Source organism: Priestia megaterium, assembly GCF_046599315.1.
Classification (GTDB): Bacteria; Bacillota; Bacilli; order Bacillales; family Bacillaceae_H; genus Priestia; species Priestia megaterium_F.
Genome location: NZ_JBKIKC010000006.1, coordinates 226,148 through 250,345, shown reverse-complemented (window position 1 = coordinate 250,345; position 24,198 = coordinate 226,148). Strand labels below are relative to the sequence as shown.

Here is a 24,198-nt window from a genome sequence, read left to right as displayed (position 1 = left end):
CCTGTTACAATCCCACGTAGTAATCCACCAAATCCACGGAACACACCTAAAATTCGACCAACAAACATTAAATTTATATAGTTCCAGATTAATTGGATTGCCCCAAAAAAGATTTGTTTCAGACCTTCCCACATTTTAGAAAAATCACCAGTGAACAAACCTGCAAAAACCTTGACCAGTCCCATAATAATTTTTAGGGCCCCATCTATTATCCCCATAATGTTGCGCCATGCTCCCTGGATTATGCCCACCAAAAACGGCCAAACCACAGAAAGTATCGGAGTAATAATAGACATCGCCACGCGTACAGCGGTAGTTATTCCTGAAAAAATATTTTTAGCTGCCTGTAGAATTTGTTGACCGTTGCTGTCCCAGAAAGAGCGGAGTTGAGCAAGTTTTGACTGTCCAAAACTAACCACGGCAGATAAGGCCTGATTAATATAAGGAGACAAAAATCCCTGATAACTGCATTTCTGAATGTTTCAGAGCGTGTCCACAATAAGTAAAGTGCTGCACCAAAGGCGATAACGGCGGCGGAAACTATCACTACAGTACCCATCATAGCAGCTAGGCCTTCCACTAATGGACCAATAAATACCCACGCTGCTGCAAATGCTGCTTTTAAGCCCATGATATATCCTATACCTGCTGCAAGAGGAGTTAAAATAAGAGCAAATGTAGCAACTAAGTATAGAAACATACCAGCTAACTTAGTGATCCACGGGTTAATTTCATTTAGTTTATTGATGAATCCACCAATCATGGTACCAACATCAACAATTTTGGCAGCTATTGTCCCCCAAAATGCTACGAAAGGCGCAACTGCACTAGCCCAGGTATTTTTGAAATTATATAGAGATACCCCAAGAGGAGTTAAAGAGTCCTGTAACCCTTTGACTTTTAACTGAGTTTCCTGCTTTAACTTTTCTAACTCAGTGGTAGCTGCTTGTCTTGCTAGTTGGTGCTTCTGTCTCCACAAGTCCACATATTTATTTAGCTGAGGCTGAGACATTTGATTTAAGGCAGCTATCTGTGAAGCAGCTTCTGGTCCCATCTTACGTAGACTAGCAATAAATCCTTCATCTACTCCTTTGCTAGCAAGGGAGTTAAGGTTTTTAGACCAATCTTGCATGACCTTGACTTGACCTTGAAGGTTAGATAAGAGCTTTTGTGGACTGGTCTTTTCTAACTGAACCTTCTCGAAAAGCCCCCAGGTATCTACAATTTCCTGTGTTCGATTCTTTACAGCATCTCGATAGTCTGCCCATGCGTTAGCTTGAGCAGCTAAATTCTCTCCGACGTCGGGTCCTTTTGCTGCATTCGCTAAAATAGCTGTAAATCCAGCCCATGCAACAGATGTAACCATTGCTACAGACTGCATACGCATAACACCTTGGGTGATCATGCCAATCATATCTTGGAGCTCTTTCATACTAGCGTTAGGCCCAAGCATCTGAAGAGCTAAAGAAGCAGAACTACTTTCCCTTGCCAAGCGTGACAAATTAGAAGTGACAGAAAGTAATGGATTGTTGACACGTAATAATGAATTGCCCATACGGTCGTAATTCTTAGCGGTTTTTTCACTTTGACCACTCATGGCAGACATTGTTGCCACTTGTTGAATAATACTTTGACGCATAGCTACGTTATTATTAATCATTTGATCAGTAGCCTTTTTATGTTCTTTTCCAAGTTTATGAATTTCGTCCATAAACTCTTTATTAGTTCCCGTGTATTTGCCCATCTGAGGACCTAACTTGTACATATCATGCTCTGTATTCATGATTTGTTGACGATATTTAAGCAACTCATTGTGGTTACGAATAAGTGACTTACGCATCTCTTCACTCATGCCTTGCCAGTCCTGTGCTAAGCGAGTTGCACTACTTCCACTCGTGCTTGCTAAGGTGCGAATAACATCGCTTTGGCGCCCTAATTGATTATTAAGTGCTTGAGACTCATCAATCATTCTTTGAATAGACCGCCTATTGGTGTTCATTTGACTATTCATTTGCTGCATTTGTTGATTAGCTTTGCTAGTGTTTTCTCCCATTCTCTGTGTGTGTTTACTAGCTTGATTTGTGCTCTGATTCATCTGCTGCATCTGATTATTAGCCTGGTTCGTATTTCGACCCATTTGCTGCATTTGTTGATTAGCTTCACCCAACACTTGGTTAGCATGGTTACCTTGTCTATACGTTTGAGTCAATTGTTGATTAGATCGTTGCATTGACTCATGCCATTCTCTCGTAGCATCATCAGTTTGTTGAAAGGCTCGAACTGTCTCGTTTAAATATTGATTAAGCTCTATAACAGGGGCTAAGTTGACACTGGGCTGAATTTTTACATCCAAATCGCGCAGGCTCATGTTTTACCTCCTTTCTTTATTCTTTTCAGCTGTTAGACCTTGTTCGCTTCATTCTTCTTAGTGATTAAAATATCTAATGCTGTATTGACTTGCTGAAGCTGATAATAAGACATCTGGCGAGCCTCTTCGTAGCTAAGTACTCGCTCTACAATAGGTCGCCAGAATGCCCAGTTTTCCATAACTTCTTTTTTTAGAAGGTTAGGAGTTTTCCCCTTATTTTCCAGTTCTAAGAAAGGTAATAGACTCGTTTAACAATTCTTCCATTCCATCGTGCTCATCGAAGTAAGCAAAATTCACTCGAGGCTCTACTACTACATGAGTGAACACTTCTTTTGCCATCTGTTTGTTCGAAGTCACACCATTACCTACTTGAATACGATCCTGAATGTCTAACCACGCTTCCGTTCCTGGATGTTGTAATGTGTAATCTATACCTGAAATTGTTACTGTTTTTGTTTTTCCTAATTTACCTGCCATTTTAAATTTCTCTCCTTTTACGTATAAATGTAATAAGGCAGCCCTATTGGACTGCCTGGTGATATTGGTATTCTTTTTATTTAATTTAGCCTTTTTCAATTACATCACTCTTCTACATAGTCGAAGACTTTAAATTGAAACTCTCTCCCACCAGCTTCAGCATCATATTCTTTACCTGGCTTCTTTACAATACGAGCTTGAGTTCCACCAGCACGTTCTTTAAATGATCCGTCATTGTAAATAACCCAGACTGGAAAGGGCTTTTTAGAATTGGCTAGCTGCATTAATGTTTGAAGCGAAGGCGAAGTTTGAGATAATGTGACTGTGACTGTTCCAAGCTTGTTATTCATTTCAGAAATAATGACTTCTCCTATCGCAGAAACTTTTGTTGAAAAAGAATCCTCATCTTTTTCTGCTTTCATCATAGAACCTTCATCAAAACCTGTAATATATACACCGTTAGCAATGAATGAAGCATTATTAGCATCATAAGTACGCATTTATTAATATCCCCCTTAAACTAAAATTTGCCCTTTAACATTTGCACTATGGATACCACCAGATTGCTGGTAAGAGAACGATAAGCCATTATAAATACGCTGCGCTCTTTCATCATCCGGAATCTCATCTGCAGATAGCGTTGATACAGTATAAACCGGGTTCCCCTCTACATCTGCGGCAATAATACCTTGATTGAATGCTTGTTGCAAAACAGTAGTAGCAGCACTATCAAGTAAAGCAATACCACGTCCATCCATTGTCACTCTCTTATTATTCATGAGAATGCCTTGAATAGAGCTTTCCATGTTCGCTTTTACCCATGCCTGCCCGTGTAATAAGTCAATAAATTCACCACTTACAGTAAATCCTTCACTTGTTTGACCAACACCAGTTTTTGTAACATAAGCAATAGCTCCATCTTCATGAATGGTTGCTAATTCAGCTGCATTAATATCAATAGGTGTAATACCTGTTAATGTTTTAAACTTCCATGTATTCTCGCCCACTTGCTGACTTCCTAACTCTCCAACCAAAGCAGCATCTGGATGTTCACCTGGTGTTGGATGATAAAAGTCAATAACACGTTTATAATTCTTTGTTTTAAAAGCATTGCGGCTTTCTACATCAACTGTTTTTACTGAATAAAATTTAAAGCTCTTTCCTTCCACATAATCAGCAACAGCAATTTCATCTGTCAGCTCTAAGCCTGCTGTTACAACAAAAAACCAATCCCCGTCATAATACTTTTCTACTGCTGCAGCAGCTGTCGTTACTCCAGTACCTGCAGAATCATATGTTGCAATTGCTAAAGTAGCTGGGCGATTAGGTTGAGCAAAAATAGCAGCAGCTTTTTTGTAAGCTTCCGTCGTTGTTTCGAAGTCAGGTGATACATCTGAAATATCACTGTATGTTTTGTACTTACTTTCACCTGTCTTTTGTGTAACAATAAGTGGCTTACCTAGTCCACCGACCAAACCGGACGGCTTTACTAAATCAATCGTGACAATAACATCTTGTAATGCCATTTTAAATACCTCCTAAATTAATAGTTTCAATTGTTTCGCTTAGCTCACGGATCTGTTCGTCAGTTGCACGAAAATGAACATCGAATCCATGTTTATATTCATAATGTTCAACAAGAAATGTTGTACGATCTTGAATATTCCCCACCTCAACAACTGCCAAGTTTTTGTTTCGAATAAATTCTTGCCCCATAAATAAAAACCACTGATGGACTTTAAATGCATTTTCCATAGTGGTTTCAATATCTCCAGCATAAAAACTAAAGGATATGGTGAATTTATATTGTTCAATACGTTTTTGATAAGACACACCATTCTCAGCATAGTCAACTAGCGCACCACGACCTCTTCCCTTGATGTAAGGAGAAGTAATGTTATATACACCATAAGGTAAAGGGGGAGGTTTATTTATCGTATTACTTTTAATGATTTGAATGCCCGTCCCTACTTTAATTTGAGCAATCATTTCTTTAATTACTGCTATGTTCATGACCTGCCCACCTTGCTAAATAAATAAAGACATCCGTATAATCTGTGAAGTCCTTAAAGTTCTGCACAGTGTAAGGGATGCCTTTATATTCGATTTTCTGCCCTGGATTAAGAGCTTCGATTGTATAGACTTTACGGTCTTTTACGTTATAAGTACCACTCTCTGAATATCGAAGGTCATCTTCTGATAAAGGAAGAATAACGCCGAATCTATTTTCAGGCTGAGGACTTCCACCAGGTACCCAATCTCCTGCATCGTTGTAATAACCGCCCTCTTGTTCAACAATTGTCAAAAAAGGAACACCATTTTCCACAACCATTTCTTTAAAACTAATAATCTCAGGCATTTCTTTCTACCACCCTCCAAGTTACACGGGCACGAAGACCGCCAGTGTCAATTAAAGGATTAGATGAGCCTTTATTCTCCATAGTTATAGGACTATTCCCAGGAGAACGTAAGGTAGTAATCTTCTCTTGGATATCAGCAGCTGCCTTTGCCCCGACTCGCTCAAATAAAGTCTTTGCATCAATTTCAAATGCTAGCATCTTATCGATTAAGCGCTCCATAAACTGCACCCATTCATCATTCTTTTCATCAAATGTTGAACGTACAAAAGAGCGTTCCGGAATGGTGACGCTCTTAACAAGAATGAACATGACTTTTAAATTGTCGCCATCTTGAACGGCTAATATATTTTTACCTTTTGGCTTAAATAAACCGGGAATGTCCGAAGCTTTACGACCATCTGCCTCTTTTGTAGGGATAGTTAGAAACTGCTTCTTAGGCTTAATAGTTATTCCATATTCATGTACATTTGCAATCATGGCATAGAACGAATCGTCAGAAGCAAAGATACCAACTTCTACTGAGTATTTATCAAGATCCTCTAAAGCTTTGATTAACTTATCGAAATTATCATTTTTAACGGTCATTTTTACAAAGCCTTTTTGTCTAGCCATGTTAAATCACCGTTAGATTGATACTATTTCGCTTTGTAAGCTTTTTTAAGAGTCTCGAATATTCTTGTCCATATGGTGTAGATTCAAGCCCTACAGCAGTATTTGAGACGTTATATTCGGTCTCCATAACATCTAACTTCTTTCTTTTTACTGTTTGAGCCTTTATAGTAGCCAAATGAGTGGCGTAATAGCGAATTAAGCGCTGTTTGTTGTCCTCTGACACATCTAGATCCTCTACCTCAAGGGTTGCGTCATCAATAAAGATTTGCAGTACGTCTGGAGACATACTAGCTAAATGTTCAGCAGTCTTTTGAATGATTTCAGGTGTTGCTTTCAAATCAATCACCTACCTTATTCCGTTTCTTCTCCTGAACCATTTACAATTAAGTTACTTTGTTCAGTGATAGCAGCGAGAACTGTGCTACGCTTCTCTGTAGCCTTCCACTCTTCTAATAAAGAAAGTGAGAACGTGTCTTTCACTAACTCAATTGCTTCATTTGCATTCAAATCCTTTGTTGTTTTAGCAGATTCATGAGCTACAATCTCTTCGTCTTCCACTAAATCTTTTATTAAAGGATGCGCGCTGAACTTCTTCCAATCAGTAGGAGCAAGCTGGTTCGCTCCAGGAACTAACATAACACCAGCAGCATGACGAACGTATTTTCCTTTGTTTTGTACTAACATCAAGCACCATCTCCTCGTACAATTGCCATTGGATAACGTACAATCGCGCCACCTGTACGCTCTTCTAACGGAATTTTATAGTTAGGAAACTTGTATTCTTCCGGATGACGCATAATGTCCATTGGAATAAGGACTTCAATTACATCTGGTGAGCTATCGAATACTAAGAAACAATCTGTACCGCCTTGACCTTGCCCCTCAATATCAGATGTAAATTCAATACGACTGAACCAATTTTGGCTACGTAAGTACTGCAGAACTGTTTGATTTGTATATTCATTGTACTCTTTCTCAAGCTCTTCCATCATGTCAGGCGTAACAACAAGTGTATCTGCATTGTGTCCGGGTAAACGATTGACTGCAGAACGGGCTTTACGTAAATCAGTCACAATCTCCTTACCTGTTTTATCAGCCCACTTAGTTGAAGTACCAGCTTTGTTTTGGTCAATTGCAATTGTTTGGATTCCCTCTGCATTTGTTACACCAAGAATATTGTGTTTAGCGTCTCCTATCCATACGATACGATTCTCTTTTTCAGCAATGGCCTTACGTGCTGTATCAGCTTTCGTTGTTTCGATAGGTTGACCTGCCATTTGTGCCTGGCGTAACTCTTGAACAGACACTCGAAAAGCAGCAGCAACAGAATAGATTTTTTCTGTATGGCGCTCCATGTCAGCATCTACTAATGGAATATCTTCTGCACCTGGGGCTAATACTTTAGCAGCACCAGAGCGCTTGATAACATCATAGCTGTATGTTTCCGCACCGGCAGGTACATCAGTCTTCACATTAAAAATGGTACGAGCTTTTAGCTCCTCTTTCTTTGCTTCATAAATCTTATTATCAATGGACTCTAAATCAATCGGACGAATAACACCGTCTGCTCTATATTGGGACATTCTTGTTCACTCCTCATTCTTACTAGTTTTTAAGGTAAATTGATTTCAAGCTGTACTAAGCCACCTGCTTGGGCGCTTGACTTGAACGCTGCTGAAGGGAATGCAATGACTCCAGATGTTGCTGTATCAGCTGGACGGAAATTGCTTGTAGTAGGATCTACAACCACACCGTCACCAATCACTACATCTTCATCAACCTGCACCCAAATGACACCTTTGCGGACTGCAGCAACAGGATCGTATTTTAAATACTTTTGATCATCAGCTTTTAATACCCAATCATGAATTTCTTGAGCTAATGAAACACCATAAGGTTTACCGCCAGCCTTAACGCGTGTAATAGTTTCTCCATCTATGCCTAATTGAACAGCAACTCCGTAAGGAATATCTTCAGCTGCTGCTTTTGTATCTGCACTATAATCTTGATAATTAGCAAGCTTACCTTTACCGCCTGCTGCCGGCATATATTTGTCATAACTTGTAATAGCCATCTATATAGCCTCCTATTTTCATATTTTGATGTTTTATTTCATGTTTAGGCGCTTGTTTTTCATCTCTTCAATCTGCTTATTAGATGAACTACCGTCACCAGTAAACATATGATTGTTACCAGTCGAGGAAAAACCCTCTTGCTTAGCACGTCCTAAAGTTGCATCAAAAAAGGCGTCGATATAATCATCTGATTTACCGTCGCCTTTAAAGTCAGGTTTTGCTTTTTGAATAACTGCTTCTTTGATTTCACGCTCTGATTTACCTTTAAAATCAAAAGAATCTCCAAGGAATGTTGTTGCACCACTGATTAACTCAACACGAGACTGTACTTTTGCATCTAATTCATCAGCAGATAAATTATTTTCTTTCGCTTGTTTTAATTCATTTTTAGTATTCTGCAGTTCCACTTCTAATGCATCATAACGCCCTTGAAGTGCGTCTGCACTCTTCACTTGTAGGTTAGCTGCATCTAAGCGTGCTTTTTGTGCTTCTAGAAAAGATTTAACAGTTGAATCTACTTCATACTCCTTGCCATCGATTGTATACTTGGCCATATTAACATCTCCTTTTCCTTCGCTTGAATCAATTTGATAGGCTGCTGAATCACCACGAATGGATACTTCTGGACCCACACGCCCTTCATCAACAATCGCAACATGATTAACTTCAGTATTTCGTTGAACAAAATCATATTGTTTACCGTCGTATGTACCCTTTTCTGGTACCACATCGGCTAAAAAACCAAGGCTAATTTCACGTTTGCCGTCCTTAATCTTTTGAATTAATCCAGCATCCGTCACAGTAAATGAGATATAGAGTTTAAAATCTTCTACTCTCGCATCATTGTGCGTTAATCCCTTGGCATACGTGTTATAGTTCTGTAAAGTAACAGGTTCACTTGGATGATCATCTGTTACAGGCTTTGCATGTGCTGAATACATAGTACGGTCGCTGAAAATTTCCTCAGGAAGCTTAGCTTCAAGTTGTACCAAACCATCTTGTCGCATGTATGGGAATACTCCTGGGCGAGTAATAGGTGCTCGAACAGTCAGGTACCCTTCAGTTGTTTCGTTATAGTCTTTTATAAATGTACGATCATAACGCTCATGCTTCACACATTATCACCCCCTCTCAATAAAAAAAGACCGATAAATTCGGTCTTTTAGCTTAATTAATTTATCTAACAAATCCTAGGCCTATACGCCTTTTTAAATCTTCAAGTGCTTGTTCAAACGGTTCTTTTCCAAATAGTTCATCATCAAGTGCCATATCTATCATTGTAGGAACAACTTGACTCTGCAAAGTCCCTATAACCTCTTTCTCCATTAGTTCTTTTTGTCTATAACTAAAAGGCGTCATAATATGCTCTCTGCATTCTGATCTTAGTGTCTTGGATATTAAATTTATATAGTTATAAACTTCTGTAGCGTAGCTAATAACTTCTTGTCTCTTTGGTATGTACCCTTTATGAATAACGTCATTCCTAAAAGTAGTACATTTGTCCGGAAGTTTAGGTGGCACTTCTTTAAATTCATTTAAGTAAAGAAAATAAAAGGCTCCCAATTGTCGTTCAGACTGTCTAGCAACCATTTTCCATGTCTTCTTAATTTCTTCATAATTTATTCCTTTTTGTAATAATAGTACTTTAATTGAATACTCATAGAAACGCTCTAACGCGCTAGCAAAACTTGAAACAGACTCTCGTGAATATCCATCTAGTAAAGCTAAAGCACCCATTTCAAACAACACTTCAAATTGTTCATTTTGTAGTGTATTAGTTACTTTATGTCCTTTACTGCAAACTGATCTGTAAATTCCACCATCTTGAATATCTAGCTCAATAAAATTATGGTTATTCAAATCATTTTCTCTTACACAATCCATACAAACAAAAGATAATTTCATAAAAGTTCCTCTCCGCCTTCAGGTTAATGAACCTATATTTAACATAAAATTAGTTGCATCAACTCATCGAGCTATATGTTTTATGAAGATTATCCCATTTAAAAACCAACTTTACTATATTTTTAGAAAATAAAGTTAAATGCATTTCACTCCTCATCAAATACTGGAATAGCAACACAACGACATCGGTAATCTTCACCAGGTAAACCCACTTTTGGTGGATCTGCATAAGAGAAAACTCTATTACTTAAATCTCTGTGTGTTTTTCGTACCTTTTCATCATTGGATGTTAGCCATTTGAACTTCGATACACCCATTTCCTTATGACGCCTTGCAGTCATTTGACCGAGTATAGACCCTGTTTGATCAACAGCAATAAACTCAGCCCTCTTCCTGGACATTCCGACACGCTCAACTAACTGATCTCTCACCTTTTTTGCGCTACTACCATTCTTCACGCCTTGGTAAATGATGCTCTCAATGTTAGCCAGGTACCCATCCTTAATGTTAGTAATATAGCTGGCATTCTCGCTTATTGATGTTTTCATAAACGACTCTAACCACGGCTCACTAACGGTGGGGTCAATTCCCTTCACCTTGCCTTGGTTGCTAATATTATTCTTATTAAATAAGTTCAGAGAGTTAACAAACTTACTGGCTGTTTCCTGTATAACGCTAGAATTAAAAATGCCTAGTGATAATCCTTTGATTACATCCACAGCTCGTTGAATAACATCGAGTGGAGCATCTAACTTGTAGAAAGAATTGTCACCCCTACTCTTTTGCAGTTTAATCTGAGGCGTTATTTGCTCGTCGTAGACGCTTAAAGTGACTTTACCTAACTCAGATACTAACTTATTAATAGAACGGCTGTATGAGACTGCTACGCTGTCAGGGAAACGTGTAGGAGGAACTATCCTAGCCATATCACTGACTCTCCTTATAAGCTGTGTAAACTTCTTTAGCCATTCGTTCCCAATCAGCATCGTCACCACTGTACTTAGTTTCATTCGTTAAACCGAATTGACCAAAGCGTGCTTCTCGTACTTCATCAGATGTATGAACACCATTAACAATGTAAATGTTATCTGTTTCAGCAGTTAATTTGCGAATCTCAGCATCTGTTTTTGAGTCAACATTCCATAATGGATTAAACTTAATCTCCCACTCCACCGAGTCAGGATTAATTGTTCCTCCCAGTTCATCAGAGCATAGCAATAGTAAACGAATAAGGCGCTCAATGTGAGGCTTTAATTCATTCTCTTGCTGCGCGGCAATACGAGAATAATAGTTCATGACATCATATTGAGCTCCTGTGATAGTACCTGCTTCCTGCCCTTTAATAACTGTTTTAGGCATTCGCGCTGCACCTGCAAGCATATCCCATACATAATCAAGTAAATCCTTTATACCTGTGGTAACAGTACTCTGTTTCGTTAACTCCTCATCTTTTCCGATAAGAGCAAGAGCTTCAGTTCGAAACATAAAATCCATCAGTGTACTTAATTCTCGTTTATCTTCTTTGCCCATCCCCTCAATATCAGCTGATTTATAGACCTTGAAAGTAAAGTCATATAGCATCTGACCAACTGACCAAAGGGACGTATCAAGAACTGTGATGATGTCATATAAGGGTTCCAATAATGGTTGCCCTCTGTATTCATCCTCTAACCTTCTTGTTTGATCATGGATAACACGAGAAGCATGTACACGATCTTGAGTAGGCCCGGCAATTTCTTCCCCTATACGAGAACGACGGTTTAACTGGAACGACTCCACTTGGCCATATTTAGGGTTGAACATATCTTCATTCAATAAAAATTCGTACACCTTCATCCCACTGAATGCGTGGATATAGTCGATACGCATTAAGTCTTTTTCTTTTATAGGGTCACTTAGTTCGAATGGATTCTTTTGAGTAACACCTAAAGAGATAAAGCCATCACCGCGTAATCGCTCATATGAACGCATCTTTCTAAAAGCTTCCCTCGCATTAAGATCAGCAAGCTTGCTCATAATATCACGCTGTAACTTTTCATCTTTCATTCGTAAAGTGAACCAGCTTCGCGTTATATCTTCTGCTGGAATATCAATGACGTTTTGAATAATACGATTATCCGCATATAACCGTGTTAAATCTTGATTAGTTAATACACGTCTTAGCCCTGGTGTTTGTCGGGTTAATGCATCTCTACTATTTCCCTTGCCAGGAGCTTGCATAAAGTCATTACGAAACTGTTTGGCTTGCTCAATTACACTCACTTACTCACCACCTTCCTACAAAAGTGACATCATTCATAAAGAGGTCTTGTCTTCACAATCTCCATCGCTTGCTCATCGGTGAATCCAGCCTCTTTCAGACTGTCATATTTAGCTTTTAGTACTTTCGCTCCTGCTGCATTGCTTTTTATTACATAAGGCAGTTTGGCAATTAAATCATCGATCATCATTTCCATTTCAACATTTGTTACTTTTCCATTTACTTTTTCAGCCATTATCAATTTCCCCCTAAGAGTTTTTTATAGCGATCTAAAGGATTACTCTTAAATGCCTGTAACTTAACTAATGCTTGCGTTAAACTATCGACCATATCATCATGCTTACCATTTGGGAATGCTGTTGCTTCATCAATCAGCTCATTAACCCAAGGTGCATAGGACGGATGTGGTAAATATACGTTGCCTGATTCTACTTCAGGAGAAACAGCATTGGCCCGTACTTCTTTCCCACCCTCCGGATTAACAGGAATTAAACCACTTATTTCATCCTGTAGCATTTGAATAACAGCAGGACCATTCGCTTTATCCTCAACATATTTAGCTTTAACATTGGGCCATTTTGCTGTCATATTACGAATGGCTTTCATTGTTTCAGGTAGATTCAAACGATCACGTATTTGATCAAGTAGATAAGAGTTAGCCTGTCGCTTGCCCCATACTTGCCCAACAACAAAGTCAGAGGCACTGCTATCTTTAAACGTACAGTCCCATGATTGGACCTGTTTATCTAACATTTTAGGAAGAACAGCTACCTCTTTAGGAAGCTTTAATTTAGCTCTTATTTCTTCAGTAGGTACATAGAACTTCCACCAGTGTTTACTAAAGATGCTACCGCCTGCAGGTGATGGACGCTGTTGAAATAAAGATGCCCAGGTACGTGAACCAACCTCAGACTTTTTATTCTCTGCCCACTGTTCATCAAACCCTAACTCTGGACATAATGCCTCACCAATTTCACGGCCAAGTAGATCATCTTCATCCTCTGCAATAGCAGGTAAACGCAACCTAACCCAGTTACGTGGGCTTCTATCCAATAAGCGGCCAATAATATCGTCATCATGCCATCTAGTCATGATGACAATAACAGACGCTCCATTATGTAAACGAGTGGATAACGTACTTTCCCACTCATCCCATATGTTGTCTCGAATTGTTTGAGAAGCAGCTTCCTTTGCGTTCTTAATAGGGTCATCGATAATCATTAAGTCAGCACCTTGACCTGTAATGGAACCTCCAATACCCGTTGCAATCATGCCGCCTGTATGCCCTTCAACTCCCCAGTTTTTAGTGGCAGAGTTAGAGTCTGATATTCGTATATCAAATAAAGTAGGAGCAAACTCTTTAAATTTATTCCTGTTCACTCGACCAAACTTGGTTGCTAACCCATCAGAATAAGCAGCTGTTATGACACGCTTATTAGGATTTTTGGCAATAAAAAAAGACGGGAACGTTTCTGTAACCGTCATCGATTTACCGTGTCGAGGGGGCATTTCAATAATGATAAAGCGCTGTTCCCCCTCAACAATAGGCTGAAGTTCGTTGCATATTAGTTCAGTATGTCTAAAATGTGTATATTGCCCGTGATGAACATATTCAACATAATCCTTGTATGAACGTCTTGCCAATTCTTTTTGAGCAAGCTGAGCTATTAATCTACGTTGTTCACTCGTTAAGTTTGGCAAGTTTTCTCAACTCCTCAAGACCAAGAGCAGACATATCTACATTTTGATTCGTAACCGTACCACTATGCTCCACCTTATCAGTGAACAGACCTAAATGTTTTCCCAGTAGTTCAATGGCACGCACCTTATCGTGGAACTTAATCTCGATACCATACTTCGTTTCCTTCATTCCAGAGATTGCTTTCTTTTGAAAAGCATTTAAGGCTTCTGTTTCTTGGATAAAAACGTCCTGGCGAATTCCCATAACAGGAACACGTTCCATACGCTCATACTCTTCACTGCTTGGAGTATAGTCATTCCTCTCCACTTCTTCACCGTCAAGCATCCATTTATAACCATTGATATATTCCACATCTTTGACGCTGACAACGTCTGTTGCGTTAGCGAAGGCTATTGCTGCTAACTCTTGCAAAACCTTATCTGCGCTAATTTCAGCACGATGAGCACGCGACTTTAATGCTTCGTCAATAAACATTTTTATCTTAGGTTTTCTTAGGTTCTCATGTCCGATAGCTTCAGCAGTCTTTTCACTGTACCCAGCACGTATAGCAGCTTGAGTAGCGTTTAGGTCGACTAAATACTCTTCCACAAATCGTTTTTGTTTGGGTGTAAGTTTCACTACATCATCACCGCCTCCGTTAGTTCACCTTTGGTTTACTGTTATGGGTTAACTATAAGTTCTACTTAAATAAATAAGGAAGGTACTGTGACTCATCCCCATTGACCTCAATAGGAATAATTCTTAATAAAGTGACAAATATTACTCATTGAATCGCTTATTTAACGAAAGGAGGAAACCATATGAAAAAATTGTTCTTTATATTGTTTGCTTTAGTTTTAAGTGTAACGTCTCTGAACACACCTGTTCACGCTGTTGATCACAATATGGATAGAGCTGATTATAATAACGATACTAATATTGATAGAGTCAATTATAATGATGACGTAAACACTCGAAATGTAACTACAGCAACAGATACTGCCGATAACAATGACACTCCTTGGGAGTTACTTGGACTATTAGGTTTAGTAGGTCTTCTCGGTCTTAGAAGAAGAGAGCGAGATGAAAAAATTCGTTAATGTAGAATGAAATCCATGTATTACCTACCTATTTTTCACATTACTAAAATAAAAAGCACCCTGATAAATCGGGGTGCTTTTTATTAGACATAGCAATGCATAATGTAAACTTCGCCAGCTGAAAGGAGTTAGCTAACATATTCTATGATGTATTATTTTCATAGAAATTATACCTCACAAAAATAAAAAACACCCTACACAGGAGGATGTTTTTTATCAACTCATTTTTGAAAGGAGAAACGATTCGTCAGCAAAGGGAGTGCCGACCATTCATAGCATGCTCCAATGTGAAATTTACTATACTTTACGTTTTTCTTTTTTTAATATGAAACTTGCTAGTTGAATATCAAGAACCGTTCTATTTAATTCAGGCATAGCTGCTAACTGTTGTTGATAATCTGGAATATATACACTTCCGTCATAGTGAGCCTTGATAATACGCCTGAATTTTTGAGATGAGCATTGCACGACGTAGCATTTAAATCCTTGTTCCTCAATTACACTTAGCACTTTAAAATTAAATCTTATATCCATTTTCAAATACACCTACTTTCCACCTATAATATCGGATGAAAGTATGATATATTTCTTGAAAAAGTAGATTTAAAAGCTTTTTAACACCCCATTATGCTAATTGCTTAATTAAATTAAACCCGTCCTTTATCAATCACCCGGGAGGCGGCTAGGATTGGAGTAACGGTTGCTGTACATAAAATGACAGACAGTAGTTTCGTGAAGGACTTGCACACTTCACTACCCCGTGGCTATCGTACGCAATACAGCTAGACTCCAATTGTTCCCCGTAATTTCAGCCGGCAATCTTCATAGTCATTCGATACACCCGAGTACGTCTTGATAAGGGAAAGGCGCTTCTCCCACAAGCAATTTACTATTGCTTATAAGAAAATCTTACCTTTCATAGAAAAATAAAAAGGCCCCCAAAATGGACCCTTTTTTCTCTGGATTTTGTCGGGTTTTTGTCGGAAATATATGAGGGATTAGATGATACCTAGCGAAGTAGCAATGTTTAAAATGGCAGCACCTTTCTTCTCATAATACTTTTCTTTTTTCAGCCCTAAATCCATATAGATATTAATATCCTTTGTCTGCTTTGATTCTAGGTACTTGATTTGAATAATTTCGCGCTCAACTTCATCTAGTGAATGTTGAAGCGCGCGTTCAATTTGTTTCACTTTCAATTCAGCTAGGTTATCTTCTTTTCGAAGAACAGGGAACAGGCCGACCACGCCTGCTTCCTCTCTCTCTTTTTATTTGCCAGCTGTACCTTTAAAGCTCTATAGTTCTTTAATTCTCTTATAACGGTTTGACGAACTAACTTTTCATCTACTGGCTCAAGTAATGTTAATTGCTCTGCTCCCATCATTTAGCCCCCTTTTTAATTGGCTTATCTGCTACAAATCCATATCCTTTAACACAACGCTGGAACATACAGAATCCGTTTTGCTGCCATACACACCGTTTGCAATAATCTTTCTCCACTTTCACTTTCATCGTAATTTCCCCCTTACAAAATAAAAAGGACACCAAATAAGCTATTGCTTACTCAGTGCCCTCGGTTTTTCCGTTAAGGCTTAGATATTAAAAAACTTGTTGATAAAATCACTTTCCCTTCATATAATTGGTAAAAACATGCCTCTGTAGCTTTAGAAGGGAAGAGCGCCGGAAAACAATTGTAGCCACCGGGTCGCAAGGCAAGGGTTTCAGAAGCACCGAAAAGCAAATTAGCTGAGGCAGGTGAAATTCCTAGCCGGTGAAAAGCCGTAGGGAAGCGTGTTCTCCCCTAGCCTATGCTTACGAAAGGAGTGCGGGTTCGAATCCCGTCAGAGGCATCTCCTTAAATCTTTCTTTTAATCTTTGTATCAATAAATGCGGTTTTTCCACTAATCATCGTTACAACAACTTCTCCGTAATCAGGCAGCTCATGTTCAATTAACTGCCCGTCTTTCACTACGTACATTTTTTTATTGTTCATCAAATCTATTTCAGCGATATATTTTCTATCTTCACTCACCAGAAAACACCTCCTCATGTTATAATTTCATTAGGTTTACTGGGAAGATGTTCCTGGCCTTTTTTTGTTCCACTTAGTGTATAATGAAACTACCTTTTATAAAATTATTTTACCTGTAAAGACGCTCTTGGCTGAGCGTCTTTTTTATTTTCACACAGAATGCCCAGGCATTCACTTGCATGCTACATATACTACTTATGTGTAACTAATCCTATACACAACCTTCCATTTTTTAATAATGCTACTTGTACTTGTCAGTCATAGTACTGACTTAGCCAAAGGTAATTTTACTTTTGGTCTTCTTTATTTATCCCTACATAGGACCGATCAAAAGCTAAGTCATCATACACAAGTATGGCGTTGGAATCGAAGCATTAGGATCTCCCAACAAGCTGTATGCAATAAGACCGCCTTTTACAAACTTCATTCCACTTAGACAAATACCTTTTTACTCTTAGACTAAAAGTTTTTGGTTTAGTTAATACTTAATATCGACTAATAATTCCAAATGTCTTTACCAACGAATCAAAAGGAGTATTCTTAATGCAGACCAAAACTTTTAATCATTACTTTGAAAGAGAGGATCATTTACATAACGACAAAATTCAACTTTGGATGGATTATTCACTATTTACTTGGCAATGGTGGCTAGGTGTTGTCCTGCTTTTCCTCCCAATAATTCTTTGGCTTTTATTTCGAAAAAGAGGCAGCACCGACCGCTTTCTATACGCTGGCTTTTTTGTTAGTATTATTTCCTCTTTTCTCGATTCAATTGGTGACTTTTCGCATTTATGGGAATATAACTACGAAGTCTTCCCATTTACTACATATTACCTGCCTTGGAGCCTCTCAGCTTTGCCAGTTTCAGTTATGTTTGTTTTGCAAATAAGGCCCAAAATTAATCCGTTTTTAAAAGGAATCATTTTCTCAACGGTATGTTCTTTTGTTATTCTACCTATTTTTAAAGTTATGGGTATTTACGATCCTATAAAATGGAAATATATATACTCATTTCCTATAACTTTAATTATTTTTCTAATCGCTTATTACCTAAGCAAGCGCAAAGAATTTAATCAATACTAATAAAAAAATTGAATTTATTGTATACGTACAAGAAGAATAATGACAATAAATTACCAGCATGTCCCTTATAATGCCATTTTCATTTTTGTCATACGGACACTCCTGGTAGAGCGTCTTTTTTATGTTCTAAACCATTCATACTTACCATATATTTTAATGATTATAGGAAACCTCCATTTACCTAGGTGTAATTTAGTCGGATGCTCTTTCGAGGGCATTTTTTCATTTTTTTGAAACCATTCCATAAATTGTTCGTATATAATGTAATTCTTAATACATAGCACAAGGAGTAACATAATGAATAAACGAACTAAGAATAAACGATCATTTGGATGTTTTATAAGTTTCATGGTTTTATATATTGTAGTAGGTTTAATATATATTACAATTACTAACTTATAACAAAGGTTTTTCCGCATCTTTTGTTATTAAATATCCACTTTCCTGACGTTTATGGTAAACTTTATTTTTACCCATACGATGCTCCCGACCGAGCGTCTTTTTTATGTTCTAAACTGAACATATTGCTAATATCCTTTATGGACCCGTTTTTTTCACCACTTGAAAACTTAACGCTCTTAGTTGGGCGCTTTTTTGCGTTCTAAATGATAGACAATCACCATAAGCTTTATAGAAGACCTTTTCTCATGACAAGATGCTCTCGGCAGGGCGTCTTTTTATTTCTACTAAACTGTTACCTTATGGTCTTCTCTTCTATTAAAATCTTTACAAATTATTATTTAGTTTGTAAAACTCACCATTTTGAGTAATAATTAGTCTATCTAATATAGAAGAGGTGATGATAATGGTAACAGTAACAAAAGGTTTAACTCCATCTGCTTTAGTTAAAGACTTAATTGCTTTACCCACACCTTGTAATGATGTTGTCTACTATCCTGCTAAATTAGTTACCTTAGGAACTCAAGAAAAATATTCTGTTTTCCAAACTTTAAGTCGTAAAAGTGGACTAGCCTATATAGCTATTACCCAACCTGATAGAGCTAAATTTAAATTGGCTGGTTCTAGAAATTCAATGTGTGAAGTATATGAGTCTCTTCCTTGGCCTGAATTTGAACTAACGTATGAAGACAATACCTTTTATTACAAAACAGCTTCATCTTTGCAAGAAATGGAAAATTATTTTAATAGTCTCAAAAAACAATAATTTGTTTTATGGATAGCTCTTTTTTATTCAATAAGAGCTATCTTTTTATTTTATTGGTTTAACCGACTTCAAAGCCTCAAATATATCCTCTTTCACGTCCTCTACTTGCTTTTTAACCCCTCATGAATTGACTGAACACATCTATTTTCATTCCCACCTCTAACACGAATAAGTCACCTTCCTATACGCGTCTATATAAATCCTCACGTTCAGTTAAAGTAAGTTCGTAAAGCTGCCGTTCGTTCGAATCTTTATAGACATTTTTTTGAATAAGAGCGTTGATTAAACTCTTTCTTTTTTCCTCTACGCGCTTTCTAAGCTCCATTTAGTACCTCCCATCCCTTATCCAGCTCGTTTATGTAGGATTTCTTGTTGTTGTTCAAAAGCTGTGATACGTTGTTCAAATAAATTCATCGAAATATTGAAATAATTAATGTCATCTGCACCCTCTTGGATACAGTGCGAGCAAAGTTGAACCTCCATCATGCTGACCGATAATAGTTCAACCCTTGTTCTCCCATTACATAATTCACACACTGTGAATCCCCCTTTATCTATATAAAAGCGACTGCAAATCTTCGTTTTCCTGCTGAGCTAAATAGCTTCGTATCTTTTCATCTGGCATATAGATAGGAAACGCCATCTTTTCAATACGGCTACTCACACGACCTTCTTTGTATTTGATATCTAGATCATCAATTGAAAGGTTGGATGTAAACAGAGTTATCTTTTTATTTGTTAAGCGATAATCCATAATGCCAGAAAACTTCTCTTCTACGAAACTTGTTACTTTTTCAACCCCAATATCATCTAAAGCCAAAATATCTACACTTTTAATGGTTTCGATCAGATCCGACGTCTTAACCTTGCTGTCATCACTGAAAGTCTTTTTAATATCATCAAGCAAATCAATTGTTGGAGAGAATAATATACTTAATGGTTCACCAGGTTTGTCATAGATTGCTGTTAAAGCATTTACAATACTAGCCATTAGCCTTGTTTTACCTGACCCTTTTGTATCACTGTATAGATACAATCCTTTTCCTTGTCCTTGCATTTGGTTAAAGTTTTGGACAAAGTTAGCTGACGCTCGTTTAGCAATAGCTGCACGTTCTTTCTCTTTTTGCTTTTTGTATAAGCTAATATCAAAGGATGAAATAGTAGCTTGTACAAATTCTTCAGGAATACGAGCTTTTAGCAGCTTCTTCTTCACAGCGTTATCAGATCGGCAAGGACAAGGATTCATGAATTCCCTGCTTTCTTTCCAATCCTTCACTAAATACTGGCCTGTCCCATCACATTTTTGATACGGACATTCCTCAGAAATCGACGTAAGTATCTCGTATCTCCCCTGTAACAAGTCCTTTTTCTTGTGCAATTCTCTCAAGTCGTTGAGTCTCTTCTGAAATTCCGGACGCTCCTTGGCTAGTGTTTGCAATGACTTCTTTAGGCTTATCACTTTTCTCCCTCCTTGATTGGTTCTGCAAATTCCTTACATCTTCTAAGGTATGGACACCTTTATTGTGCCAATCGACTAATATAGGTTGGACATAACCCCAGAAGGCTTTCTTCTTCCTAATAGCTAGTTTCATAGCTGCTATTACAACATCTTCATTTCCGTTAAAATCATCTACCCAGTTGCCAATATCCTGTGCCATTTTTGGTGATAAAGCTCCCCCAAAAGTTGTCTCAAAAAAAGTAAAAACGTTATTCTTTTCCATCGTAGGTTGCTTTAGATTTTCAGGAACCTCATTTTTATTTTTTTGATAACTTGCTAGTGTTTGATATTCGTCGTAGTTATTAACTGTTATCAGCAAGCCCTCACTACCTTTTAAACGCTTTTTTGTGATGAATCCGTCATCAACTAACCTTTTAATACAAGCTCTAAGAATATTGTCAGTATGGCCAAACACATCTGTTAAATCCTTAACTCTTATTTTCAACTGGCCACGTTCGCAGTAAGTATTTGATGCAAAATTTGCTTCACTGACAAAAAAGTTATATAACACTTGATCACGTTTGTTTTGGAAAGATAGCCGGGGCTGGATGACAAACCCCGTTGTTACTTGACTCATGCCCCGTACTCACTCCTTTAGGTGCTATTTCTTAACGCTGATTACATAGTACTTTTCAATCCTGACCATTTTCAGATCCGGATGGTATAGATTAAGGAAGCCTTGAATATAGCTTTCATATTGCTTTTTGTTTTTCGCTAAAAATTTATAGCAGTGAGGGAATGCTATGTGTTCTTCTCTCATTTATCAAACGGTAAATCCTCATCTTTGATATCAATTTCCTCTCCTCCAAAGTCAAAGGCGCTTGGCTTTTCTCCTGGTACTTCTTGCTGAGATTGGTAGTTTCCCATATCTTCCTCAACCTGATATTCAGCATCGATAAATCCATCACCAAATTGTCCTTCTTTGACCTTGCTAACAGAATTATCGTATTGTAAGCCTTCCATAACTGTTCTTGTCTCTTGCTGTTCAATTGAGATAGGAGCCGTTTTTAAAAGTTTGATAAGAACTGTTTTCTTAGCCATTTCAGTAAAGTGATCTTTCCAAGGTCCAAATACGTTGCCGTTTTTTTGGCTTTTTGTAAATCGATCTCTATGTTTTTCTACCTGCTTACGGCTCATTACAATAAAGTCAAATGCTCCATCTTTTAATTTGTACACTGCGTAAAAATGAGTAATTTTACTTTCATCTTCTTCACCGATAGGCTTATGCTTTAAATCCTTATCTAAACCATAGCTATATTCAAACTCGTCACCCTCATATACTTCATGAGCGTATACGCTTGTAATTTCACCTGTACGCCTAGCTAAATCAATAAGGCCTCGATAACCTAATTGAAATTGAGCTTCCATACGTTTTGTTGATCCATTGAAAAAAGGAACAATGTAAGCATGTCCTAATAAATTGGGCTCAACGCCAAGTACTGAACAGTTAACTACAGCTCCTACAATTGATTCTGGAGAGCATTCCATTAACTTAGGGTTACGACTTGCTGCGTTCATTCCGATACGTATTAAACGCTCAGGAGTTACATGCTTTGGTGCAATAGAAGTAATTGCTTTAAATTGTTGTTTAAATATTGTAACTAGCTGACCTTGAAAGCCTGTGTCCTCCGTTTTTGCTACGTTGTTTTTTCGTTGCGCTAATTGATTTTTAACTGAATTGTTAGTTGCCAACTTTATGTCCTCCTTATTTAATTCCAAATCTACGAGATAACGAACTTGAAGCTACTTCTTCGTACACCTCTGGATATTTTTCTTTTAATAGCTTGGAGTTAACACGTGAGCTACTAATGGTTTTCCAAGTGATTAAACGATCACTTGCATATGCTACTTCGTGTTCTCCAAGTAATGATTTCAATTTATTTTCAGCCTCTTTACGACGTTCAGAAGCTTCTTTTTCTTCTACTTTTGCTTGTTCATAGTTTGAAATTAAGTCAGATGCTTCAGGAGCTAATTCAACAGGTTCTAAGCTAATATTCCCTTGTGGATACACTGCTTTTAATAAATTAGTTGAAGCTTCCGAACCATCAAATGCAGGAGGATTTTTCTTAAGCACGTGATTATTCCAAAAATCAGATTCAATCTCAATCAGATAGTTAATAATTTCTTCATCACGCTCTATTTTTTTATGAACAAATTTATTTCCACCTATTAAAACAGCAATCCACCAGGCTTCATAGTCAGTAACAGCCATATAGTGCTGACATTGAAGCAAGTATTGTGCTGGAATTTCTTCCTCTTCCCAATCATTTTTCAGATATTCACTAGCTGTTTTGCATTCCAGCCCTTCTTTTTTGCCAATGATTAAACGATCTACATTAGCTAACATGAAGCTATGTTTTGGGTGTTGAAGTATCGCTTGACGTTTTCGAACTTTTAAACCTGTTCGCTTAGAAAATTCTTGTGCTACGACATCTTCAAGAACATGCCCAAAATATGCTGCTTCACTGCTACTACTTTCAGAAGGTGATTCGCCAATCTTATCAAGATAAACTCCAATTGGTGATTTCCATTTACTTAATCCAGCAATGGCACCAGCATCTGATCCGCCAATGCCTTTTTGTCGATGTTCTAACCATTCAGCTTCACTCATGTTGGATGTAGGTATTAAGATTTCAGCTTGCATTGATCTCACCCTCCATTTGCTTTTTATAAAGTTTTTTTATAAACTGTAAGTACCTTAAAATTCTTTAACATTTAAAGTCTGCACCTGGCCGTGCAGGCTTTTTTATTCTGCTGTTGTAAATTTGAAGCCGTACTCTTCTTCCAAGTACTTTTCCAAATCTTCTTTCAAGACCACTTCACCCGTGTTATCATCTGTTACGACTTCATCACCGCTAAGAATTTCAGTTCCGAAATAATCAACTCCAGCATGTTCAGATTGAGCCACCATATTTACATAGCCTGTACGATTTACTTGAGTGATTTCAGGATGTTCTACACGCATGTTATTCACCTACTTTCTGATGCTATCTGTTCGCATCGTCATGACCAGGAAAATGAGTTGTGCCTTTACGGTTAAGGACCGATAAATGAAGGATTTTCCTGACCATGACGACAAGAACAATGCTTGTCGCCCACTTATGTAATGTGGTATAATCTACTTGTAATCTAGTAATTCGAAACGAACAGTTAGCTACGCCATTAGCTAGCTGTTTTTTTATTTGCCCACATGTTTTGCCGAATTCTACGTTCAATATCCAAAAGCAAAACTGGCTTCCCTTTTAATGTTTTACACCACTTACTGACTTCGCTTGCTTTCATCATTGGCAACTTATACATAGCTTGTCTCCTCCTTAAACTTGAGGTAACGTGGTACGATATAAACATCAAACCCTTTGCTTTTCATACCTCCTACAATCCGTTCTACTCGACTTAATGAGTGCTTCTGGAATTCCCTAGCTGCAAGTACGGTGTCAAACGCTTCTTCCTGTAGTTCTTGCATATTAGCATTTAGATTAATGGCTTCAATAACTGCCCAGCCAGCTTCCTCTAAGATGATAGCTTCTTCACTTATGTAAGTCTTAAGTTGTTGTTTTCTAACTGTATTCAATTTGCTAGCCC

The 24,198-nt window shown here is 37.8% G+C and carries 35 protein-coding genes and 1 pseudogene; 3 read left to right on the top strand and 33 right to left on the bottom strand.

Annotation, left to right across the window (positions count from 1 at the left end):
- From ACLHDF_RS19240 to ACLHDF_RS19145, 20 genes are all read right to left on the bottom strand, one after another.
- The coding region (locus ACLHDF_RS19240; RefSeq protein ID WP_413920288.1) for a hypothetical protein at positions 1 to 218 on the bottom strand (218 nt) is incomplete at its 3' end.
- 98 nt (positions 219 to 316) lie between these two features.
- Positions 317 to 2,368: a hypothetical protein gene (locus ACLHDF_RS19235; RefSeq protein ID WP_413920287.1), complete on the bottom strand. Its 2,052-nt coding sequence runs from the start codon at positions 2,366 to 2,368 to the stop codon at positions 317 to 319.
- 32 nt (positions 2,369 to 2,400) lie between these two features.
- Entirely contained in the window at positions 2,401 to 2,547 is a 147-nt protein-coding gene (locus ACLHDF_RS19230; protein ID WP_413920286.1) for a hypothetical protein, read from the bottom strand.
- Between the two features lie 34 nt (positions 2,548 to 2,581).
- Positions 2,582 to 2,845 carry a hypothetical protein gene (locus ACLHDF_RS19225; protein ID WP_413920285.1) on the bottom strand — a complete coding sequence of 88 codons (264 nt, stop codon included), beginning with the start codon at positions 2,843 to 2,845 and terminating at the stop codon, positions 2,582 to 2,584.
- A gap of 104 nt (positions 2,846 to 2,949) precedes the next feature.
- The gene (locus ACLHDF_RS19220) at positions 2,950 to 3,345 is read right to left on the bottom strand and encodes a phage structural protein (protein ID WP_413920284.1); all 396 of its coding nucleotides are present in this window, start codon (positions 3,343 to 3,345) and stop codon (positions 2,950 to 2,952) included.
- A gap of 15 nt (positions 3,346 to 3,360) precedes the next feature.
- Complete coding sequence (locus ACLHDF_RS19215; protein ID WP_413920283.1) at positions 3,361 to 4,371, bottom strand: DUF3383 family protein; 1,011 nt, start codon at positions 4,369 to 4,371, stop codon at positions 3,361 to 3,363.
- Position 4,372: 1 nt separating this feature from the next.
- Positions 4,373 to 4,858 (bottom strand): LIC_12616 family protein, encoded by a 486-nt coding sequence (locus ACLHDF_RS19210; protein WP_413920282.1) that lies wholly within the window; start codon positions 4,856 to 4,858, stop codon positions 4,373 to 4,375.
- Entirely contained in the window at positions 4,839 to 5,204 is a 366-nt protein-coding gene (locus ACLHDF_RS19205) for a hypothetical protein (protein WP_413920281.1), read from the bottom strand. Before ACLHDF_RS19205 ends, ACLHDF_RS19210 begins: the two co-directional genes overlap by 20 nt.
- Positions 5,197 to 5,817 (bottom strand): hypothetical protein, encoded by a 621-nt coding sequence (locus tag ACLHDF_RS19200; RefSeq protein WP_413920280.1) that lies wholly within the window; start codon positions 5,815 to 5,817, stop codon positions 5,197 to 5,199. The genes ACLHDF_RS19205 and ACLHDF_RS19200 overlap by 8 nt, the downstream gene beginning before the upstream one ends.
- Before the next feature lies 1 nt (position 5,818).
- Positions 5,819 to 6,163: a DUF4054 domain-containing protein gene (locus ACLHDF_RS19195; protein WP_413920279.1), complete on the bottom strand. Its 345-nt coding sequence runs from the start codon at positions 6,161 to 6,163 to the stop codon at positions 5,819 to 5,821.
- Between the two features lie 5 nt (positions 6,164 to 6,168).
- Complete coding sequence (locus ACLHDF_RS19190; RefSeq protein ID WP_413920278.1) at positions 6,169 to 6,501, bottom strand: hypothetical protein; 333 nt, start codon at positions 6,499 to 6,501, stop codon at positions 6,169 to 6,171.
- A complete protein-coding gene (locus tag ACLHDF_RS19185) occupies positions 6,501 to 7,400 on the bottom strand; it encodes a DUF2184 domain-containing protein (protein ID WP_413920277.1) in 900 nt (299 codons plus the stop codon). Before ACLHDF_RS19185 ends, ACLHDF_RS19190 begins: the two co-directional genes overlap by 1 nt.
- Positions 7,401 to 7,429: 29 nt before the next feature.
- Entirely contained in the window at positions 7,430 to 7,891 is a 462-nt protein-coding gene (locus ACLHDF_RS19180) for a hypothetical protein (protein ID WP_413920276.1), read from the bottom strand.
- A 33-nt stretch (positions 7,892 to 7,924) separates the two neighbouring features.
- The gene (locus tag ACLHDF_RS19175) at positions 7,925 to 9,007 is read right to left on the bottom strand and encodes a DUF2213 domain-containing protein (RefSeq protein WP_413920275.1); all 1,083 of its coding nucleotides are present in this window, start codon (positions 9,005 to 9,007) and stop codon (positions 7,925 to 7,927) included.
- Between the two features lie 61 nt (positions 9,008 to 9,068).
- Positions 9,069 to 9,797 carry a hypothetical protein gene (locus ACLHDF_RS19170; RefSeq protein WP_413920274.1) on the bottom strand — a complete coding sequence of 243 codons (729 nt, stop codon included), beginning with the start codon at positions 9,795 to 9,797 and terminating at the stop codon, positions 9,069 to 9,071.
- A gap of 146 nt (positions 9,798 to 9,943) precedes the next feature.
- Positions 9,944 to 10,723, bottom strand: a complete 780-nt coding sequence (locus ACLHDF_RS19165; protein WP_413920273.1) for a minor capsid protein — start codon at positions 10,721 to 10,723, stop codon at positions 9,944 to 9,946.
- A 1-nt stretch (position 10,724) separates the two neighbouring features.
- Complete coding sequence (locus ACLHDF_RS19160) at positions 10,725 to 12,059, bottom strand: anti-CBASS protein Acb1 family protein (RefSeq protein ID WP_413920272.1); 1,335 nt, start codon at positions 12,057 to 12,059, stop codon at positions 10,725 to 10,727.
- Positions 12,060 to 12,088: 29 nt separating this feature from the next.
- Positions 12,089 to 12,292 carry a hypothetical protein gene (locus ACLHDF_RS19155; RefSeq protein WP_413920271.1) on the bottom strand — a complete coding sequence of 68 codons (204 nt, stop codon included), beginning with the start codon at positions 12,290 to 12,292 and terminating at the stop codon, positions 12,089 to 12,091.
- A gap of 2 nt (positions 12,293 to 12,294) precedes the next feature.
- Positions 12,295 to 13,758, bottom strand: a complete 1,464-nt coding sequence (gene terL, locus ACLHDF_RS19150; RefSeq protein WP_413920270.1) for a phage terminase large subunit — start codon at positions 13,756 to 13,758, stop codon at positions 12,295 to 12,297.
- Positions 13,739 to 14,377 (bottom strand): terminase small subunit, encoded by a 639-nt coding sequence (locus tag ACLHDF_RS19145; RefSeq protein ID WP_413920269.1) that lies wholly within the window; start codon positions 14,375 to 14,377, stop codon positions 13,739 to 13,741. The genes terL and ACLHDF_RS19145 overlap by 20 nt, the downstream gene beginning before the upstream one ends.
- A 182-nt stretch (positions 14,378 to 14,559) precedes the next feature.
- Here ACLHDF_RS19145 and ACLHDF_RS19140 point away from each other — a divergent pair, with 182 nt between their 5' ends.
- On the top strand, positions 14,560 to 14,838 hold the full coding sequence (locus ACLHDF_RS19140) for a WGxxGxxG family protein (RefSeq protein ID WP_413920268.1): 279 nt from the start codon (positions 14,560 to 14,562) through the stop codon (positions 14,836 to 14,838).
- 297 nt (positions 14,839 to 15,135) lie between these two features.
- On the opposite strand, the gene ACLHDF_RS19135 is transcribed toward ACLHDF_RS19140, so the two are convergent.
- The 4 genes and pseudogenes from ACLHDF_RS19135 to ACLHDF_RS19120 form a co-directional block, all read right to left on the bottom strand.
- Positions 15,136 to 15,372 (bottom strand): hypothetical protein, encoded by a 237-nt coding sequence (locus ACLHDF_RS19135; RefSeq protein ID WP_413920267.1) that lies wholly within the window; start codon positions 15,370 to 15,372, stop codon positions 15,136 to 15,138.
- Between the two features lie 464 nt (positions 15,373 to 15,836).
- Positions 15,837 to 16,219, bottom strand: a pseudogene (locus ACLHDF_RS19130) (ArpU family phage packaging/lysis transcriptional regulator).
- On the bottom strand, positions 16,219 to 16,350 hold the full coding sequence (locus tag ACLHDF_RS19125; protein ID WP_413920266.1) for a hypothetical protein: 132 nt from the start codon (positions 16,348 to 16,350) through the stop codon (positions 16,219 to 16,221). The pseudogene ACLHDF_RS19130 and the gene ACLHDF_RS19125 overlap by 1 nt, the downstream one beginning before the upstream one ends.
- Positions 16,351 to 16,693: 343 nt before the next feature.
- On the bottom strand, positions 16,694 to 16,870 hold the full coding sequence (locus ACLHDF_RS19120) for a DUF3954 domain-containing protein (protein ID WP_413920265.1): 177 nt from the start codon (positions 16,868 to 16,870) through the stop codon (positions 16,694 to 16,696).
- Between the two features lie 543 nt (positions 16,871 to 17,413).
- Here ACLHDF_RS19120 and ACLHDF_RS19115 point away from each other — a divergent pair.
- On the top strand, positions 17,414 to 17,953 hold the full coding sequence (locus ACLHDF_RS19115; protein ID WP_413920264.1) for a CBO0543 family protein: 540 nt from the start codon (positions 17,414 to 17,416) through the stop codon (positions 17,951 to 17,953).
- A gap of 805 nt (positions 17,954 to 18,758) precedes the next feature.
- Complete coding sequence (locus tag ACLHDF_RS19110; protein ID WP_413920263.1) at positions 18,759 to 19,118, top strand: hypothetical protein; 360 nt, start codon at positions 18,759 to 18,761, stop codon at positions 19,116 to 19,118.
- A gap of 181 nt (positions 19,119 to 19,299) precedes the next feature.
- Here ACLHDF_RS19110 and fbpA read toward each other — a convergent pair whose 3' ends face one another.
- The 9 genes from fbpA to ACLHDF_RS19065 form a co-directional block, all read right to left on the bottom strand.
- Entirely contained in the window at positions 19,300 to 19,443 is a 144-nt protein-coding gene (fbpA, locus tag ACLHDF_RS19105; RefSeq protein WP_413920262.1) for a Fur-regulated basic protein FbpA, read from the bottom strand.
- A gap of 17 nt (positions 19,444 to 19,460) precedes the next feature.
- Positions 19,461 to 19,655 (bottom strand): hypothetical protein, encoded by a 195-nt coding sequence (locus ACLHDF_RS19100; RefSeq protein ID WP_413920261.1) that lies wholly within the window; start codon positions 19,653 to 19,655, stop codon positions 19,461 to 19,463.
- A gap of 13 nt (positions 19,656 to 19,668) precedes the next feature.
- The gene (locus ACLHDF_RS19095) at positions 19,669 to 20,364 is read right to left on the bottom strand and encodes an ATP-binding protein IstB (protein ID WP_413920260.1); all 696 of its coding nucleotides are present in this window, start codon (positions 20,362 to 20,364) and stop codon (positions 19,669 to 19,671) included.
- 73 nt (positions 20,365 to 20,437) lie between these two features.
- Positions 20,438 to 21,193: a DnaD domain-containing protein gene (locus ACLHDF_RS19090; RefSeq protein ID WP_413920259.1), complete on the bottom strand. Its 756-nt coding sequence runs from the start codon at positions 21,191 to 21,193 to the stop codon at positions 20,438 to 20,440.
- A gap of 179 nt (positions 21,194 to 21,372) precedes the next feature.
- Positions 21,373 to 22,308, bottom strand: coding sequence for a recombinase RecT (locus ACLHDF_RS19085; RefSeq protein ID WP_413920258.1), 936 nt, complete (start codon positions 22,306 to 22,308; stop codon positions 21,373 to 21,375).
- Positions 22,309 to 22,321: 13 nt separating this feature from the next.
- Positions 22,322 to 23,260: a YqaJ viral recombinase family protein gene (locus ACLHDF_RS19080; RefSeq protein ID WP_413920257.1), complete on the bottom strand. Its 939-nt coding sequence runs from the start codon at positions 23,258 to 23,260 to the stop codon at positions 22,322 to 22,324.
- 102 nt (positions 23,261 to 23,362) lie between these two features.
- Positions 23,363 to 23,581, bottom strand: a complete 219-nt coding sequence (locus tag ACLHDF_RS19075; protein WP_413920256.1) for a YqaI family protein — start codon at positions 23,579 to 23,581, stop codon at positions 23,363 to 23,365.
- A gap of 197 nt (positions 23,582 to 23,778) precedes the next feature.
- The gene (locus tag ACLHDF_RS19070; RefSeq protein ID WP_354328608.1) at positions 23,779 to 23,916 is read right to left on the bottom strand and encodes a hypothetical protein; all 138 of its coding nucleotides are present in this window, start codon (positions 23,914 to 23,916) and stop codon (positions 23,779 to 23,781) included.
- The gene (locus ACLHDF_RS19065; protein WP_413920255.1) at positions 23,909 to 24,187 is read right to left on the bottom strand and encodes a hypothetical protein; all 279 of its coding nucleotides are present in this window, start codon (positions 24,185 to 24,187) and stop codon (positions 23,909 to 23,911) included. Before ACLHDF_RS19065 ends, ACLHDF_RS19070 begins: the two co-directional genes overlap by 8 nt.
- Positions 24,188 to 24,198 lie beyond the last annotated feature (11 nt).